Consider the following 16,271-nt stretch of genomic DNA (forward strand, 5'->3'; position numbering starts at 1 on the left):
TAGGACAAAGGGGGGAATTGTAGGCCTATGGGCGAGTGCTTACCAGTAGCGCTTGGGTAGGGTAATAACCCTCATACCGGTTTGTCGCCAAGTCCATTTTTGCGGCTATGCTGATACTTAGTATGTTTGTATGGGCGCCAGTTTGGCGTTCTTGCTCCCATCCATAGAAAAAAAACAGGAAGCATTTGCCATGAAGTTGAACAGCCTCAACGCCAAAATGATGTCGATTATTGTGTTGGTCGTGATTAGTTACGTGATCATCCTGTGGGTGATGAATGCCCAGGCCAGCAAAATGCAGCGCGATCTGGCGGTCACCTATGCTGCCGAGCTGGCACAGCACGAAGCATTGGATGTGAAAAATCAGTTGGAAAATGCGATGAACGCCTCGCGCACCCTGGCCTATGCCTTGGCCGGGCTGCGCAAGGTTAACCCCGATCGCGCCGTGGCCAATGCGCTGTTGCGAGAAGTGTTGGCGCAAAACCCGACCTTTCTGGGGGTGTGGTCAGGCTGGGAGGCCAATGCCTTTGATAATCGCGATAACGACTATCGCAATACTACCGCCCACGATGCTTCCGGCCGTTTCCTGCCCTATTGGAATCGCGGCAGCGGCACATTGGAGGTTGAATCGCTGGTGGACTATGACACGCCCGGTGCGGGGGATTTTTACCTGCTGCCCAAAGCCAATCGGGCAGAGACCCTGATTGAGCCTTACATCTATAAGGTGGCAGGCAAAGACACATTGATCACCACCGTGGTGGTTCCCATTATTGACGCTGGCCGATTCCTGGGGGTGGCCGGTGTGGATATCGCCTTGTCGGATTACCAGGCCGAAGTCAGCAAGCTCAAACCCTATGAGACAGGCTATGCCAGCCTGTTTTCCAATACCGGCGTATATGTAGGTGATGCCCAGCCCGAGCGAGTTGGCACCCAGGTGGATGACCCGGAACTGGAAGCGGCAATCAGCGCTGGCAAGGTGTTGGGGCGCTACCGCTTTAACGATGTGTTGGATACTGAAACCTATGAGGTCTCGGTACCGGTGATTGTTGGTGCGACTACCACGCCTTGGTCATTCAAGGTCACTGTGCCCATGGAGCGCATGATGGAAACGGTCATTGCGATGCGCACCACGGCCATCATTATTGGCCTGATCAGCATTCTGGTGGTGGCGACGATTCTGATCTGGTGTATTCGTTTGTGGGTGTTAAACCCGATCGAATCGGCGCGTATCGCGGCGTTGCGCCTTGCTGACGGCGATTTGCGGGTTGCGATTCAGGTGCGCGGCGAGGATGAAATCGCCCAGCTACTCACGGCCATGCAAACCATGAGCGAGAAACTGGTCGCCATTATTGCCAGTATTCGCAGCTCTGCCGAAGGCTTGGTGCAATCGAGCGAGCAGATTGGCAGTACCTCCCAAAACCTGTCGCAAGCAGCCACCCAGCAGGCGGCCACCGTGGAGGAAACCAGTGCTTCGGTGGAGGAAATCTCCTCTGCTGTTGCGCAGAATTCCGACAATGCCAGCACCACTGATGGCATTGCCAGCAGCAGTGCTCAAACCGCCGCGCAAGGGGGCGAAGCCGTGCGCGAAACTGTGCTGGCCATGCGCCAGATTGCACAGAAAATCGGGTTGGTGGATGAGATTGCCTATCAGACCAACCTGCTTGCCTTAAATGCGGCGATTGAAGCTGGCCGCGCCGGTGAACATGGACGCGGGTTTGCCGTGGTCGCCGCCGAGGTGCGCAAATTGGCCCAACGCAGCCAGGAAGCGGCCAAAGACATTGGCTCCGTGGCGAGCCAAAGTGTGGCGCTGGCCGAGCGGGCGGGTAGTTTGTTGGATGAAATGTTGCCGGGCATTCGCAAAACAGCGGATCTGGTGCAGGAAATCAGTGCGGCCTCCCGCGAACAAACCACCGGGCTGGATCAAATTAATGCGGCAGTAAGTCAAATGGCGCAAACCACCCAGGTTAATGCCGCCGCTGCCGAGGAGCTGAATGCCACGGCTGAAGAGATGAGCAACCAGGCCATTCAGTTACAGGAAATGATGGAGTTTTTTAAAATCCGGCAGCGCTAGCCGTTATTTGCTCCCGGCGGTAACGCCGCCGGAGGGCAGGTAAATCAAAAACTGTGCCCCTTGGCTTTGATCCTCTGCGATTTCTATTTCCCCGCCCAATTTCTGCGTGATCAGGTTATACACAATCGACAAGCCCAAACCGGAGCCTCCGGTGCGGCGCGCGGTGGTAAAAAAGGGTTCAAAAATCTTATCGCGAATCTCGACGGGAATACCGCTGCCGTTGTCGCGGTAGTGAAGCAGTATTTTATCGGCATGGGTTTCCAGCGTGATGTGAATGCGTTTGTGTTCAGTGTGGGCAAAGGCGTGGTGAATGGAATTGGTAATCAGGTTAGTAATAATTTGCGCGATAGCGCCGGGGTAACTGTTGAGTGGTACTGCATCGCCGGGCGCCAGTTCGCAGGTAATATGATGTTTGCGCAACAGCGGCTGCAAGCCTTTGAGTGATAGTTCGATACAGGCGCGTAAATCAAATACTTCTTCATCACTGGCGATATGGATGGAACCGGAGAGTTTAAAGTCCCGCACCAATCCGGCAGCGCGGGTGAGGTTGTGGTTGATGAGTTGCAAGCCGTCGTCTATGGCTTGTAGGAATTGCGCAAATTCGTCTTCGCTGAGTTGTTCGTCGCGGTACAACTGCTGCACACGTTTTAATTCACTGGCGCAGTGGCTGGAGGAGGTGACAGCAATGCCCAGAGGCGTATTAATTTCATGGGCCAAACTGGACACCATGCGTCCCAGTGACGCGAGTTTTTCGCTCTCGATTAACTTGGCTTGGGTGTGATGTAAATTGCGCAGCGCGGTTTGCAGAATGTCAGTGCGCTCATTCACTTTTTGTTCCAACTGCTCGTTAATTTCTTTGAGCTTTTGTTCGTATTCGTTGCGTTGTGCCGCACTGACGGCACGCCCGTAGGTGTCGGCCAGGGCGCTGACAAATGCGATCTCTTCGTTTGTCCAATCGCGTGCATCGCCCTGGTGCTCACAACAAATAATACCCAGCATATTACCGCGATGGCGGATAGGGGCATCGAGCATGGAGGTAATGCCATTGGGGATTAAATAGTTATCGCGAAATTCATAGGTGCCGGGATCGGTGTGGGCATTGTTGGCGACTACTGCTCGCTCTGTATCCAGGCTATCAAAATAGCGGGGAAAATCCCGCCGTGCGAGGCACAAATCGCTATCCAGTTTGCACTCGTCGCCATCGATTAACATCTTGCCGCAAATAGCTTGTTTATCTTCAGTGAGCAGCCATATTCCCGCGCGATTAATACCCAGCCCGTGAATCGCGGCGGTGAGAATTAACAAACCGGCGCTTTGCATATCGCCTGCATCAATCATGGAGGACTTGGAGACATCCAGCAGTGTGTCGTAAAGATTTTTAGGCATAGGTTATTAATGTTGCATGTGGTCGGGGAAGTTGTGGCGAATCTCACGGAAGTGGTCAAACAGTTCCAGCGCGGCATCGGCTATGGCGGGGTCAAATTGTTTGCCGCTGCGCTCGCGGATGTACTGGATAATATCGTTTTCCTGCCAGGGTTTTTTATAGGCGCGCTCGGAGCCTAGTGCATCAATCACATCAATAATGGCCACAATGCGCCCTTCCAGTGGAATGTCGTCGCCTTTTAAACCGGCGGGATAACCATTGCCATCCCAATGCTCGTGGTGGGTGAGGGCAATGCGCGCGCCCATTTTTGCAATGGTGCGTGTGGAATTTTTTAACAGTTCATAGCCAATTTGTGCGTGGGTTTTCATCACTTCCCATTCGGCGTCATCGAGTTTTCCGGGCTTGTGCAAAATGGTTTCCGGTATGCCGATCTTGCCAATATCGTGCAGCGGCGAAGCGTATTTCAACATCTCCGCGTACTCGCTACTCTGGCCCAGTTTTAATGCAATCAGTTCACACATCAGCGCCACGCGCCGCACATGGGAGCCGGTTTCCTTGGAGCGCTGTTCAATGGCATCGCCCAGCACCAGCAGCAGTTCTTTTTGCGTTTCCTGAATATGTTCACGGCTGTGCAGGTTTTGGAAAATTAACGTGATGTTGGCGGCAAAGAGCGTGAGGATTTCATCCTGCAAGGCACTGTGCTCTTCATGGAAGCGGGTATAAAGCACGCTCTCGGTACTGCTGTTGGTGTGGTAGTAGCCAATAAAAATAGAGCCGTCGCGGTAGGATTGTTTTTGCGTCAGGGTTTGCTGAATGATTTTTTTGACATCGGCGGGCATGATGTCGGCACTCCAGTGAGTGTCGAGTTTGACTTCATCGCCGGTCGCGGCCAGCAATATCATTTCGGCATCGCCAAATAAATCCACATGCTGGCTGATTAAATACATCTCCGCCGTTTTAATGCCCAGCAATTGGATGGTGTGATTCAAAATAGCATTGCCAAATTGGTAAAGCGTTTGGCTGCGCAATACCGAGTCAGAGGCGGCAATGACTTTTTGCATGCCGCGTTTGCTGGTTTCAATGGTAATAATATCGCGATAGGAGCGAATGGACGAATACACACAGGTTTTTAATTTGGTATCGGTCAGTTCAGTTTTACTTTTGTAATCATTGATGTCGTAAGTGCGAATGACGGTTTCTTCCGGCGATGTTCCCGGCTGCCCGGTGCGCAATACGATGCGGGTAGTGTGATTGCCCAGCTCGTTGCGAATCTTGTGAATCAACTGCAAACCGGCATCGTCGCTCTCCATAATCACATCAATAAATGCCAGTGCAATATCCGGGTGATTTTGAAACAGGCTCAGACCTTCTGCCGCGCTATAAGCATTGAGGAACTGCAGCGGCAAATCATCGATATGAGTATTTTTCAGCACCAGTTGTGTAACGGCGTGAACCTGCTCTTCATCGTCGATAATCGCCACCTTCCAGGGCATGCCGGTGGCGCGTTTGGTAGTGGTCTGGGTTGTTGCCTGTTTTAGAAATTTCATAGTACACCTTCCTGAGGATGAAGAAAGTATAGGTGCAGATTGGCGATTAGCCGCCACTTCGTTAGACATTTTTGCCTTGTACAGGCCTTGTTACAGATTGATACAAACGCATGCGCACTGTTACACCCCTATGGACAGCAAATGATTAGGCTGTGCACATCAATGCATTAGCTATTAATCATCACATTTAAAAAGGAACCCGCTATGTATGCTCCTGCTGTTCGCGCATGCCTTCCCCTTGTTATCGGCCTGACCGCCTTGCCTGCGATGGCCGACTCGCCGCAACCTGAAACCGGTGTGGAGGAAATGGTGGTGCAGGGGCGTAAAAGTGATTACTCGGTGATTACTGAAAATGCGCAAAAAATTATCGATGCACCCGGTTCATTGGGCGATCCACTTATGGCCGTGTTCAGCCTGCCCGGTGTGTTAAGTGAAGGTGATGGCGGCGGTGCACCGGCGGTGCGTGGATCATCGCCCTCGGACAATTTGTACCGGGTGGACGGTGCGCCCGCTGGTTATGTGTTCCATGCGTTTTCTACTTCGATATTCAATGAAAATATCATTCAGGATTTCCAACTTTTTTCGGCGGGTTTCGGGCCAAGTTATGGTGGTGCTATCGGCGGTGTGTTTGACATAAAACTGCGCGACCCTCGCGATCAGGCCATAGCGACAAAAGTCGATGTATCGATTCTGCGCGCGGGCTTATTTGTCGAGGGCGCGGCGACTGAAAACTCGGCTTTTTATCTGTCTGCCCGCTCCAGTTTGCTGCAATATTTTTACGATGCTGACGAGGACGAAGAAGAGGATGGCATCAAGATTCAGGATGCGCCCGAAGACACGGATTACCAATTCAAATACCAGTACCGCTTGGGCGATCACCACAAATTCACCTTGAGTGCCAATGGTGCGACTGACCTGGTGGCGGCCGAGTTTACCGAGCGCTCAACCGAGGCGATGGAAGACCCGGATTTTGCGGGCGATGCCAAAGTCGAAAACACGTTCAACAACCAGTCCCTGCGCTGGCAATACGATTCCGGCAACGGTTCGCTGATGGATGTGCAGGTCGGCCACTATCGGGACAATGCCGATACCTTTTGGGGCGGCGATAAGTATTTTTTTGAATTGGAAAAAGAGGCCAGTTATCTGCTGGCGGATTACTCGCACGTGGTGGGCGCGGGCCATACCCTGTCGCTGGGTGGTCAGGCCCAGGTCAGTGACTATCGTTACCGCGGGCGTTTTATCAATTATGTCTGTACCGAGTTTGACCCGGACTGCCTGCTGCGTCGCGGTGAATTGCTGGAGCTGAGTGAACCCCTAAAGGTTCAGGAGCAACAGGTATATATCAATGATCATTGGCAGATGACAGAGCGACTGTCCGTTGACTTGGGGGTACATGGTCACCACAACGATTTGACCAACGAGTCCTTTGCCCATCCGCGTGTGGCTGTGTCGTGGGAGTTTATCGACGACTGGACCCTCAGCGCTGCCGGTGGCCGCTATAACCGTTTGCCTGATATCGACAAAGTCTTTGCCAGTTTCGGTAACCCGGAGCTTAAATCCCCCACCTCAAATCACTACACCCTGGGCATCAGGCACGAGTTGGACGACGGTTGGAGCTGGTCGGTGAATGGCTACTACAAAACCATGGCACAGTTGCCACTGGCGTCAGAGGTGGATGACACCAGCAAGCCGCCCTATACCAACAACACCGAAGGGGAAGCCTATGGTGTGGATATATTTATCAACAAGGATCGTATTGATCGCTGGTATGGCTGGTTTGCGATCAGTGCCTCGCACAGCAATCGCACCAACCAATTAACCGGTATCAAGCGGGATTACTATTTGGATACCCCCTTGGTCGTCAACGCCGTGGTGAATTACCAGCTCACCGACAACTGGAACCTGGGTACTCGCCTGACGGCGCAATCAGGGCGCGCCATTACGCCTATCGTCGGTGTTCAGCCCAATCCGTATTTTGAGGATCACCTGCTGCCGGTTTACGGTGAGCCCTATGGCGATAACCTGCCTCCTTATATCCGTCTGGATCTGCGCGCCCAGCGCCAAATGACGCTATTTGGTGTGCCCGGCACCTACAATATCGATGTGCTCAATGTGTTGAACCGCGAAAATGTCAGCGACCGCCATCTGGATTACAAGCGCACCCGGGAAACCGGACAGCTTTCCCTGAAAGATGAAGCGGGCCTGGGGCTGATTGTCTCATTGGGTCTGTCACTGCAGTTTTAGGTTGCGATTGAAATCGCTATGCCGACAGTATTTACTGGCGCCCTGAAAAGGGTGCCCTGCACACCTGGATAACAACGAGGAAATGTTGCTGATGTGGAAATGTGTATCTATCTCGCCCTTATCCATTGGGTTGCTGCTGGCCTGTTGTGTTGCCCTAGCGACACCGGCGATTGCGGGGGATTTATCCAGCGATATTCGCAAAGGTGCGGCGGGGCGCGATGAGGGCGACGGTGGTTATATTGAAATAGGCGCCGGTGTTGCGAGTTACACCAGTCCTATTCTGGGTATGCCCGAAGGCAATGAGCGGGATGAAATACACACCGATCCCTATCTCGATATCAATGCGCGTTACCAATATCGCGGATTATTTGTGGAGGTGTTTTCGCAAAGCCTGGAGCAAATTACCCTCGGATACATGTTTTACCATGGCGATAACTGGGCATTGGACTGGGTGGGGTTGGCGCAGCACGATGAGATGAGCACCGAGCAATCCTGGGAATACCGCAGCCTGAATCGGCGCCGGGGAGATTTTATGTCCGGGCCGCGCGCCACCGTGTATGTCGGCAACAACATAGTGCAATTGCACGCGCTGACTGACATCAGTAATACACACGGCGGCGAGTTGTACTCGCTCAAACTCGCGCGCTACTGGCAATACCGCAACTGGACCCTTCACGGCATTGTGGGCGCAACCTATCGCTCAAGCGATATCACGGATTATTATTTTGGCATAGATGAATCAGAGGCTTCGGAAAAGTATCCGGTGTATTCAGCCTCATCGGAAATTGCCTATGTGACCGAAGTGGGGGTGACTTACCCGATTAGCGAGAAATGGGTTTTTCGCAGTTTTATTCGCCGCATTGATATGGGTAGGGGAGCAACGCACAGCCCGCTTATTCTGGATGATCATGGCGAAATGATTTCCAGTGCCATCAGTTACGTGTTCTAGCGGGAGTTGTAGCAATGGAACATAGGGTTGCCCGCGCGCCGCAATTGAAAGGGCTATTAATCGCCATCTGCTTACAGGCATTTTGGTTTGCCAGTGTGAGCATGTTTATCACCATGCCGCCCTCTGCACAGGCAGAGACCGCCGTAGTCGACAGGGTGCAATTGCAGTTAAAGCCAAACCGTTGTGTGGCGTTGCACGAGGGGCAAGTGTGTTATCAAACTATCCAGTTGTGGTGGAGTGCAAACCAACCGGGCAATTATTGTTTGTATCAAGCGCATGCGAGCGAGCCGATTTTTTGTTGGCAAGATGTGTCTGAGGGTAAGTATCAATACGAATTTTCCAGCGATACCGCCGTGCAGTTGCAGATAATTGATACGCACACCAACACGCTCATTGTCAAAAATGTGGTGGAAGTGGCTTGGGTTTACAAAGCCAATACGCGCCGCAAAACCCATTGGCGACTGTTTTAACAACGCCCGCTTCTGCGTTCAGGATCTTATGAATACCGATATCCAAACCGATATTTTACTAGTGGAGGATGACGCCTCCCTCGCCGAGTGGATATTGCAGTATCTGCGTGGACACAATTACCAAATGCACCACATTACGCGCGGCGATCAGGTGCTGGTCAGCGTGAAGCAACAGCCACCGGCCTTAATTATTCTGGATGTTATGCTGCCCTACAAAAATGGCTTTGATCTCTGCCGCGAATTGCGCGGGTTTTATACGGGGCCCATATTAATGCTCACCGCCTGCGGTGAAGAAGCCGATGAAATTCTCGGGTTGGAATTGGGCGCTAATGATTACCTAACCAAACCTGTGCGTCCCCGTGTCTTGCTGGCGCGGATAAAAGCGCTGCTGCGGCGCGAGTCGGCCGAGCCTATGGATACGCATGCTCCGGAGGGGCAACTACAATTCGGGCAATTAAAAATCCTGCGCGATGCAAAAAGTGTGTTTTATGGCAATGAAATAATTCCTGTCACTGCCAATGAATTCGATGTGCTGTGGCTGCTGGCAAGCCACGCCGGGAAAGTGATTCGTCGCGAGGAACTGGTCACCCAATTGCGCGGCATTGAGTACGATGGTTTTGATCGCTCAATTGATATTCGTATTTCACGCCTGCGCAAAAAATTATTTGATAACACCGAACAACCCTATCGCATAAAAACTATCTGGGCGAAAGGTTATTTGTTTTCGCCTGAAGCCTGGGAGTAGTCATGCAACGGCTAACCCTATCGCTTTTATTGGTGGTGCTCACGGCAGTAGTTGGGCTCGGTTGGGGCATTGACCGCTGGTACAACACACAGTACGCCGATGAAGAAGACCCCGCCGTAAGTGCCTATAAAAAAATTGGCAGCGACATAGCGCGGCTAATTGATGCGGGCGCACCAACCCGTGAGTGGCTCACCGCCGCGAGTTTACCGACACAGTTGACCGCCTACGCCGATTTTCCCCTGCCGGACGATGTGCAAAAAAACTTTGAGACCGGCGCGCCCTTGCTGTTGAAATCTGGCGATCAGGTCTCGCTGCATTTTTATCTGGCGCGTCAGCAGCAGGTATTGTCTTTTACCTTGCCGGCGGAATTGAATTATGAAAACGACAATGCCCTGCGTTGGCTGCTGACGCTGATCTTTTACGGCGGTGTTATTCTCATGGTGCTGATTTGGTTGTATCCCCTATTGAGTCGACTCGCGCTGTTGCGCAAAACCGCGCAAGCGTTTGGTGCGGGTGATCTGCATGCACGCATCGCCGCCGACAAACATTCCTATATCCAAACTATTGAGCAAGATTTTAATCGCATGGCGCAGCGCATTGAGCAACTGGTTGACGACAATAAATTATTGTCGCGCGGTCTGTCCCACGATTTACGCACGCCGCTGGCACGTTTGCGTTTTGGTTTGGATGTATTGGAAGAAGCCAATCTGACAGCGGAGCAGCAACAAAATCTCGCCCATTTAAATCGCGATTTAATCGCAATGGAATCCCTGGTGGAGGCCTTGTTGAACTACGCCCGCCTGGAGCAAGCGACTATCACATTGACCACCCAGTCCATTTGCCTGGCGCATTTCGTAACGCAATTGCACAGCGATTTTTATTCCGAAGTGGAATTGCATATCGCCGCCGCCGCACAGGCGACCTGCTTGCAAGGGGATACTGAATACCTGGCCATGCTGATCCACAATCTGGTGCAGAATGCATTGCGTTATGGTTGCGGGCGAGTGCAATTAAGTGTGTTGCAATCGGGTAATCAATTGCAGCTATGCGTGGAGGACAATGGTTCCGGTATTCCAGAAGCTGAGCGTGAGAAAGTGCTTAAACCGTTTTGTCGCGGCACTGGCAGCCAGCATCAAGGGCGAGGTCACGGGTTGGGCTTGGCCATTGTGGAGCGCATCGCCCAGTGGCATGGTGCAGAGTTATTATTGACTGAATCGGCTGAGTTGGGCGGTTTGAGTGTGAGCGTTATTTTTGCCGGTAAACGATAGGGTTTTCGGATTAGCGAAACTATTTTCATTGTCAGCACCATTATGGTGCTAATTCTGCTGTTGTTTTCCTTCCTCTCAAAAAATGGGCGTATAAAAAATCCGCGCGTGTAATCGCGAGTAATAAGGATTCATGCTAAATTGCACCACGCAAACAGCCCCCCCCACAGATAAAGAATTACGCCTGCAGTGCGGACGTAGCACCCATACAATATTAATAAAAGCTCAACACAATAACAGGTTAGATGAATATGGAAAAATTCGAGGCACGTCAATTTACGGTCCGTTACAATAATATAATGCTGTATACGTTTCTGGCAGTGTTGTTGGTTTCAGCCTTGCTAATTAGTATCCAGACAATTAGCGAGACAAAAAATAAAAATACACAATTGATTGAACAATTCAAAACTGAAGCGATTGCTATTGATAATCTGATCGTTCGTGTTACGGTTTTGCTGGACTTAATGCAAAATAATGCGGAAGATTTTTTTCTCAACCCGCGTCCTGTAGCGAGTATTTATTTTAATGGTCTTGCTGATGTAGGGACGAACGAATATGGGCTTGATAATGTCCCTGCCCCTTATTCGATAGCGGATGCAGGTAATTTGACTGGCCAAGGTGACCTGGCCAGATTGTCACCAGAATTAAAAAACGAAATTGAAATGGCGTTCAATCTGAATAGCGATTTCAAATCTACCCTGAAAAGTGTGCCCAATGCGGCCTGGGTTTATTACACGTCTAAAAATAAATTTATTAACATCTACCCCTGGATACCTTCAGCAGAATTTAAATTCACCGATAAACTGTATAAGAAAGAGTTTTATACCTTAGGCGTTCCCGCAGCGAATCCAGGTAAAACTATTTTTTGGACATCTGTTTATCTGGATGAGGCTGGTAAGGGCGTTATGGTAACGGCGGCCAAGCCTGTCTATAACCAGGATGAGTTTCTGGGCACAGTCGCGATTGATTTTACACTGGATGAGTTGGGCAACTACGTTAAGGCGTTTCGTCCGGAGTTGGGTGAATTATCCATTATCAACTCTACCGGTCAATTGCTCGCGCATACCAAGCTGCCACTGACTGAAACCTCCGTCTTTAAGGATGCAATACCTGCCGGTGTTAATCTCGATGCGATTGCCCCCTCCTGCGCTGACCTGAAATTAGTACGGCTCAACCAAGGTTATCAGATGGTGTGTATCCAGCTAAAAAATGCGCCCTGGAAGCTTCTGTATATTGAAAAAAACCAGTCGTTTGTGAGCCGCATATTTTCGTCGATTGGAACTGTTTTTGTTGTGTTGTTAGCCTCCTTGGGAATTTTGCTTTACTTCATTAAAAAAATTACCTTTCGCGAATTTATCTATCCAGCCGCGTCTCTGGTTCGGCATATTTCAAAGCAAGGCATGGGTGATAGGGCGCCTAATCGGCGTGTGCCTGCTGCCTGGTTGCCTTGGTTTGCAAAAATCAGCGAAACCTTTCAACAGAACAGAAACCTGATTAATGAAATTAAACAAAAAAATACCGAGTTAACGGATCTCAATATCGCTCTTGAGCGCTATATGCCCAAATTTATTCTGATAGTGAGTTTAGATGAAGGTTGTGGTGCTACCAACATAGGGAGTTATTTTGCCAGTAGCCTCACGAAAAATAGCAGCGATAAAAAAACGGTTTATATGGAGTACCCCGCCAATACGCAAATGAGTGCTGCGTTTGGCTATGACGACAGTGAGCGGGTGCACAAGCACGCCAATGGGTTTGATATTTGGAATGATTTTGATCTGGGGGAGGTGCCAGAAGAAGCCGAGTCATCATTGTTAATGACCAAAATATTAAACCAGTATGCCAATATCGTTATGCATGCCACAGTCAAAGGCGATATCGACCATTTTATTGATGTGTATCTTGAGCCGTTATTCCGCTATACCAAAGCCATTGTGGTGATGGTGCCCAATACCGATAAAACAGGCGATAAAACCGCAGCAGTGATTAAAAGTATCCAGCGCCATGTGCGACAGGATCAAACTACGCTCTACACTATTTTGAATCGTGTAAGTGAAAATCTTGAAATTGATGTAAAAGTGAATTTCGATATTCCTTATGTTGCCGATTTGCAGCCAGTTACCCGTGCGGCGTTTAGCATCCCTGAACCTGCCGCAAAAGCGATCAATGAAATTGTTGAACGGATTGAGCGGGTGCATCAAGTCTGCATATTTATTCCCACGACGATTAATATCGATCAGCCGTTTGATTCAGCCATTTACGTCAATAGAACCATGGTGTTTTTGGGGGAGAAATTTGGCGGTGCGACATCTTCGCAAGCGCGCGGAGTATGGAATAGTGACGACTCCGGCATTGTCAATGAGGTTGTTCATCTGGTTGTGTCTTACACCACGGAAGATGATCTAAACCGGTTTGCCAATGAAGTCATTGAATTTATAAAACTACTCAAAGATGAGTTGCAGCAGGAAGCCATGGCACTCGAAATCAATAAAAAAATGATCTTGGTATAAGCCTATGCAGAGAATTAGCCGATTATTATTTTTACCTTTTATATTTTTGCTTGCGCTCAGTGCTAAGGCGGAAGAGGTTACCTATGCGAATGATAACCGTATCGAAATCCCGGTCGGGATTTACATCACCTCTTTATATGACCTGGATATTCCAGCAAAAAAATTTACGGTGTCAGCCTGGATCTGGTCAACCTATGACCCGGCATTGATGCCGGAAGATTATAAATTTCACAATAAAATTGAAATTACCAACGCGCGCACCTGGTCGATTATCGAGAACGAAAATTTCTCGATCAAAAACAGCGACGGCAAAATACACACCATGACCAAGTTTACCGCCGAAATAAATCAGGATTGGGATGTAAAACATTTCCCGTTCGATAAGCAAGAAGTGACGATTCATATCGAAAGTATTGAGCTGGATTCAAAACAAATTGTATTTGTGCCGGATACTACCAATAGTATGGTGGGCGATGAATTGACCTTGACCGGTTGGAATATTTTTCCGATTGAAATTCGCGCTTTTGATTATAAATACCCCACCACCTTTGGTATCCAAAGCGGTGCCAAGGGCATTTACCCCCGTATGTCATTTGTGGTTCCAATTGAGCGTTACGGTCACCGGATTTTCTGGACGTATTTTTTGGGCTTTTTTGTTTCTTACATCATCATCTGTATTTTGTATTTCTTTAGCGGTGAGCTGATTGAAAGCAGGGTGGGGTTGATCATGACCGCATTGTTCGCCTGTGTGGGTAATAAATACACCGTGGATTTATTATTGCCCTCCAATGATGTGTTTAGCTTGTCGGATCTGATACAGGTGGCCTCGTTTATTATTGTAGGCGTTGGTCTGCTGAGCAGTGTGATGCTGGTGGTGTTGATGCAGAAGGGAATGGAGGCGCTTGCGCATAAATTCGATATTGTCATCACATGGCTTGTCGCTCTGGGTTATCCCGCTGTTATGGTGTATGGCGTGTCCATGGCTCTGCAATAAAAGCCTTCCAATTATTCGATCCAAGCTTGCGCATTATGCTCTGGCAAAACCTGTGGGAAGAGGTGATTGAATTGTTGTAAATCCCTACCTGACTCCCCCTCTTTGAAAAAGAGGGGTTGGAGGAGATTAGGCTTGCGATACCGGCGTAGTCGGGTGATTGCCCCATTCCGCCCAAGAGCCGTGATAGGCGCGAATGTTCAAGCCTACCGCTTTGCCCACCAAATAGGTAAAGCCGGAGCGATGGTGGCTCTGGCAGTGGGTGACGATTCTTTTGTCCGCTGTAAAACCGAGTGATGCCAAATATTCACGCGCATCCGCGCGAATACGCAGCGCTTGATTGCGATCCATCAAGCTGGTCCACTCGCAATTAATCGCACCGGGAATATGGCCATTTTTCTGCGCGGTAATGCGCTCGCCACTGTACTCGGCAGGGCTGCGTGCATCCCACACCACAAAGTCGGCGCGATCCATTTCGCCCAACACATCGGTGACTTCCATCACTACCAGCGGGTCAATTTTTACATTCACAGCGCTGGGAGTGACAACGGGCATGTCCGTTGTGAGTGATTGGCCAGAGGCCATCCAGGCATGCAGGCCGCCATTCAGGTAGGAATAATTTTTATGGCCAATAGCATCCAGCGTCCAAATCATACGCCCGGCCCAGCCGCCACCTTCATCGTCATATACCACCACATGGGTGTCCGGTGTGAGGCCAAGGAATGAAAAGAGGCGATTGAGTTGCTCGGCGGTGGCGATCTTGCCCGGCACCGGCGCTGTACCGCAGACAATTTTTTGCGGCGGTACATGCACGGCGCCATCGATATGCCCTTGCAGATACGTCTGCTCGGCACACATATCAATAACCAGTAATTTGCTGGTGGGCTGTGCAAGCAGTGCCGCCAGTTGGGTGGGTTCGATGACAAAAGGTAATGCCATATTTTTATTCCTTTGAAAAAGTATAGAAATCCCCCCCGGCTGCGCCGCCCCCCTTTTTCAAAGTGGGTTATTGCTCCTTCCCTTTGAAAAAGGGAGGGCCGGGGAGGGATTTAGTTTTCGTTTAATGTACGCAAAATATAACGGTATGAATCCATACGGGTTGCACTGATTGTGCCATCTTCCAGCGCTTTTAATATCGCACAGCCAGGTTCATGGCGATGGGAACAGTCGCGGAATTTACAGTGGCCGATAAAAGGTTTGAACTCGATAAACCCCTCCAACACCTCATCCTCCTCCATATGCCACAAACCAAATTCGCGAATGCCGGGGGAATCGATCAAATGACCACCGCCGGGAAAATGCAGCAAAGTGGCGCTGGTGGTGGTGTGGGTTCCCTGCTGCCTTTCGGACAAATCACCCACGCGCAAGTTCGATTCCGGCAGCAGCGCATTCACCAGTGAGGATTTTCCCACGCCCGATTGCCCGACAAACACACTGGTGTAATCCGCCAGATAATGGCGCAACTCATCCAGCCCCTGCTCGGTTTTAGTGGACACCATCAATACCCTATAACCCAGCTTGCGATAGGTTGATTCCAAATAGGTGACTTTTTCGCGAGTGCTGTCATCAATACGGTCGATTTTATTGATCACCAATACCGGCTCTATGTCGATGGCATTGGCGGCGACCAGATAGCGGTCAATCAAATTGGCGTGGGGTTCGGGGTAGGGCGCGACCACAATCATAATGCGGTCGATATTCGCGGCCACGGTTTTCATATCGCCGTGCGGATCAGGGCGCTGCAGGGCAGAATCGCGCGGCATAACCGCCACCACCACACCCATAGGGTTACCGGTGCGCCAGACTACCCTGTCGCCTGTCACTAAAGAGCCAAGGTTGCTGCGAAAGTGGCAGCGCTGGTGTTGCCCGGCTTGCTCACCTTCAGTCGCCTCTACCACCACCTGGGTGCCGTAGTGGGTGATGATCAACCCCAACTGTTCAGGCCCCAAATCGCTTTCATTGAGCTGTTCATCGGCGACTTTATCGCGTTTCGCCACACGGGCGGTGCGTTCGTCCTGAATTTTTTCGATGCGCCATTGCTGGCGACGGGTCAGTTTGCGTTTAGACATGCGCTGATGATCTTGCTCTGTGAGGTAGGTGA

The 16,271-nt window shown here is 50.4% G+C and carries 12 protein-coding genes; 8 read left to right on the forward strand and 4 right to left on the reverse strand.

Annotated elements, in window-relative coordinates:
• Positions 1-190: 190 nt before the first annotated feature.
• Positions 191-2,068 carry a methyl-accepting chemotaxis protein gene (locus B0D95_RS18825; protein WP_168172487.1) on the forward strand — a complete coding sequence of 626 codons (1,878 nt, stop codon included), beginning with the start codon at positions 191-193 and terminating at the stop codon, positions 2,066-2,068.
• Positions 2,069-2,071: 3 nt separating this feature from the next.
• Here B0D95_RS18825 and B0D95_RS18830 read toward each other — a convergent pair whose 3' ends face one another.
• Positions 2,072-3,454: a sensor histidine kinase gene (locus B0D95_RS18830; protein WP_078045306.1), complete on the reverse strand. Its 1,383-nt coding sequence runs from the start codon at positions 3,452-3,454 to the stop codon at positions 2,072-2,074.
• Positions 3,455-3,460: 6 nt separating this feature from the next.
• Positions 3,461-4,999: a response regulator gene (locus tag B0D95_RS18835; RefSeq protein WP_078045307.1), complete on the reverse strand. Its 1,539-nt coding sequence runs from the start codon at positions 4,997-4,999 to the stop codon at positions 3,461-3,463.
• 204 nt (positions 5,000-5,203) lie between these two features.
• On the opposite strand from B0D95_RS18835, the gene B0D95_RS18840 reads away from it, so the two are divergent.
• The 7 genes from B0D95_RS18840 to B0D95_RS18870 all read left to right on the forward strand — a co-directional run bounded on the left by B0D95_RS18840 (position 5,204) and on the right by B0D95_RS18870 (position 14,173).
• Positions 5,204-7,243 carry a TonB-dependent siderophore receptor gene (locus B0D95_RS18840; protein WP_078045308.1) on the forward strand — a complete coding sequence of 680 codons (2,040 nt, stop codon included), beginning with the start codon at positions 5,204-5,206 and terminating at the stop codon, positions 7,241-7,243.
• A gap of 91 nt (positions 7,244-7,334) precedes the next feature.
• Positions 7,335-8,192 carry a MipA/OmpV family protein gene (locus tag B0D95_RS18845; protein WP_168172488.1) on the forward strand — a complete coding sequence of 286 codons (858 nt, stop codon included), beginning with the start codon at positions 7,335-7,337 and terminating at the stop codon, positions 8,190-8,192.
• Positions 8,193-8,206: 14 nt separating this feature from the next.
• The gene (locus B0D95_RS18850; protein WP_078045310.1) at positions 8,207-8,662 is read left to right on the forward strand and encodes a DUF3019 domain-containing protein; all 456 of its coding nucleotides are present in this window, start codon (positions 8,207-8,209) and stop codon (positions 8,660-8,662) included.
• A 28-nt stretch (positions 8,663-8,690) separates the two neighbouring features.
• Complete coding sequence (locus B0D95_RS18855) at positions 8,691-9,407, forward strand: response regulator (protein ID WP_078045311.1); 717 nt, start codon at positions 8,691-8,693, stop codon at positions 9,405-9,407.
• 2 nt (positions 9,408-9,409) lie between these two features.
• On the forward strand, positions 9,410-10,675 hold the full coding sequence (locus B0D95_RS18860) for an ATP-binding protein (RefSeq protein WP_078045312.1): 1,266 nt from the start codon (positions 9,410-9,412) through the stop codon (positions 10,673-10,675).
• A 296-nt stretch (positions 10,676-10,971) separates the two neighbouring features.
• Complete coding sequence (locus B0D95_RS18865; RefSeq protein ID WP_168172489.1) at positions 10,972-13,179, forward strand: cache domain-containing protein; 2,208 nt, start codon at positions 10,972-10,974, stop codon at positions 13,177-13,179.
• Between the two features lie 4 nt (positions 13,180-13,183).
• Positions 13,184-14,173, forward strand: coding sequence for a hypothetical protein (locus tag B0D95_RS18870; RefSeq protein ID WP_078045314.1), 990 nt, complete (start codon positions 13,184-13,186; stop codon positions 14,171-14,173).
• A gap of 126 nt (positions 14,174-14,299) precedes the next feature.
• Here the strand turns inward: B0D95_RS18870 and B0D95_RS18875 are convergent, their stop codons facing one another.
• Positions 14,300-15,109, reverse strand: coding sequence for a sulfurtransferase (locus tag B0D95_RS18875; protein WP_078045315.1), 810 nt, complete (start codon positions 15,107-15,109; stop codon positions 14,300-14,302).
• A 110-nt stretch (positions 15,110-15,219) separates the two neighbouring features.
• The gene (gene rsgA / locus B0D95_RS18880; protein WP_078045316.1) at positions 15,220-16,239 is read right to left on the reverse strand and encodes a small ribosomal subunit biogenesis GTPase RsgA; all 1,020 of its coding nucleotides are present in this window, start codon (positions 16,237-16,239) and stop codon (positions 15,220-15,222) included.
• Positions 16,240-16,271 lie beyond the last annotated feature (32 nt).

The organism is Cellvibrio sp. PSBB023, from assembly GCF_002007605.1.
Lineage (GTDB): Bacteria > Pseudomonadota > Gammaproteobacteria > Pseudomonadales > Cellvibrionaceae > Cellvibrio.

What these genes read in the sequence shown, in the direction of transcription:
- B0D95_RS18825 (WP_168172487.1), top strand. Translation starts at nt 191, where the DNA reads ATGAAGTTGAACAGCCTCAACGCCAAAATGATGTCGATTATTGTGTTG.
- B0D95_RS18830 (WP_078045306.1), bottom strand. Translation starts at nt 3,454, where the DNA reads ATGCCTAAAAATCTTTACGACACACTGCTGGATGTCTCCAAGTCCTCC.
- B0D95_RS18835 (WP_078045307.1), bottom strand. Translation starts at nt 4,999, where the DNA reads ATGAAATTTCTAAAACAGGCAACAACCCAGACCACTACCAAACGCGCC.
- B0D95_RS18840 (WP_078045308.1), top strand. Translation starts at nt 5,204, where the DNA reads ATGTATGCTCCTGCTGTTCGCGCATGCCTTCCCCTTGTTATCGGCCTG.
- B0D95_RS18845 (WP_168172488.1), top strand. Translation starts at nt 7,335, where the DNA reads ATGTGGAAATGTGTATCTATCTCGCCCTTATCCATTGGGTTGCTGCTG.
- B0D95_RS18850 (WP_078045310.1), top strand. Translation starts at nt 8,207, where the DNA reads ATGGAACATAGGGTTGCCCGCGCGCCGCAATTGAAAGGGCTATTAATC.
- B0D95_RS18855 (WP_078045311.1), top strand. Translation starts at nt 8,691, where the DNA reads ATGAATACCGATATCCAAACCGATATTTTACTAGTGGAGGATGACGCC.
- B0D95_RS18860 (WP_078045312.1), top strand. Translation starts at nt 9,410, where the DNA reads ATGCAACGGCTAACCCTATCGCTTTTATTGGTGGTGCTCACGGCAGTA.
- B0D95_RS18865 (WP_168172489.1), top strand. Translation starts at nt 10,972, where the DNA reads ATGCTGTATACGTTTCTGGCAGTGTTGTTGGTTTCAGCCTTGCTAATT.
- B0D95_RS18870 (WP_078045314.1), top strand. Translation starts at nt 13,184, where the DNA reads ATGCAGAGAATTAGCCGATTATTATTTTTACCTTTTATATTTTTGCTT.
- B0D95_RS18875 (WP_078045315.1), bottom strand. Translation starts at nt 15,109, where the DNA reads ATGGCATTACCTTTTGTCATCGAACCCACCCAACTGGCGGCACTGCTT.
- rsgA (WP_078045316.1), bottom strand. Translation starts at nt 16,239, where the DNA reads ATGTCTAAACGCAAACTGACCCGTCGCCAGCAATGGCGCATCGAAAAA.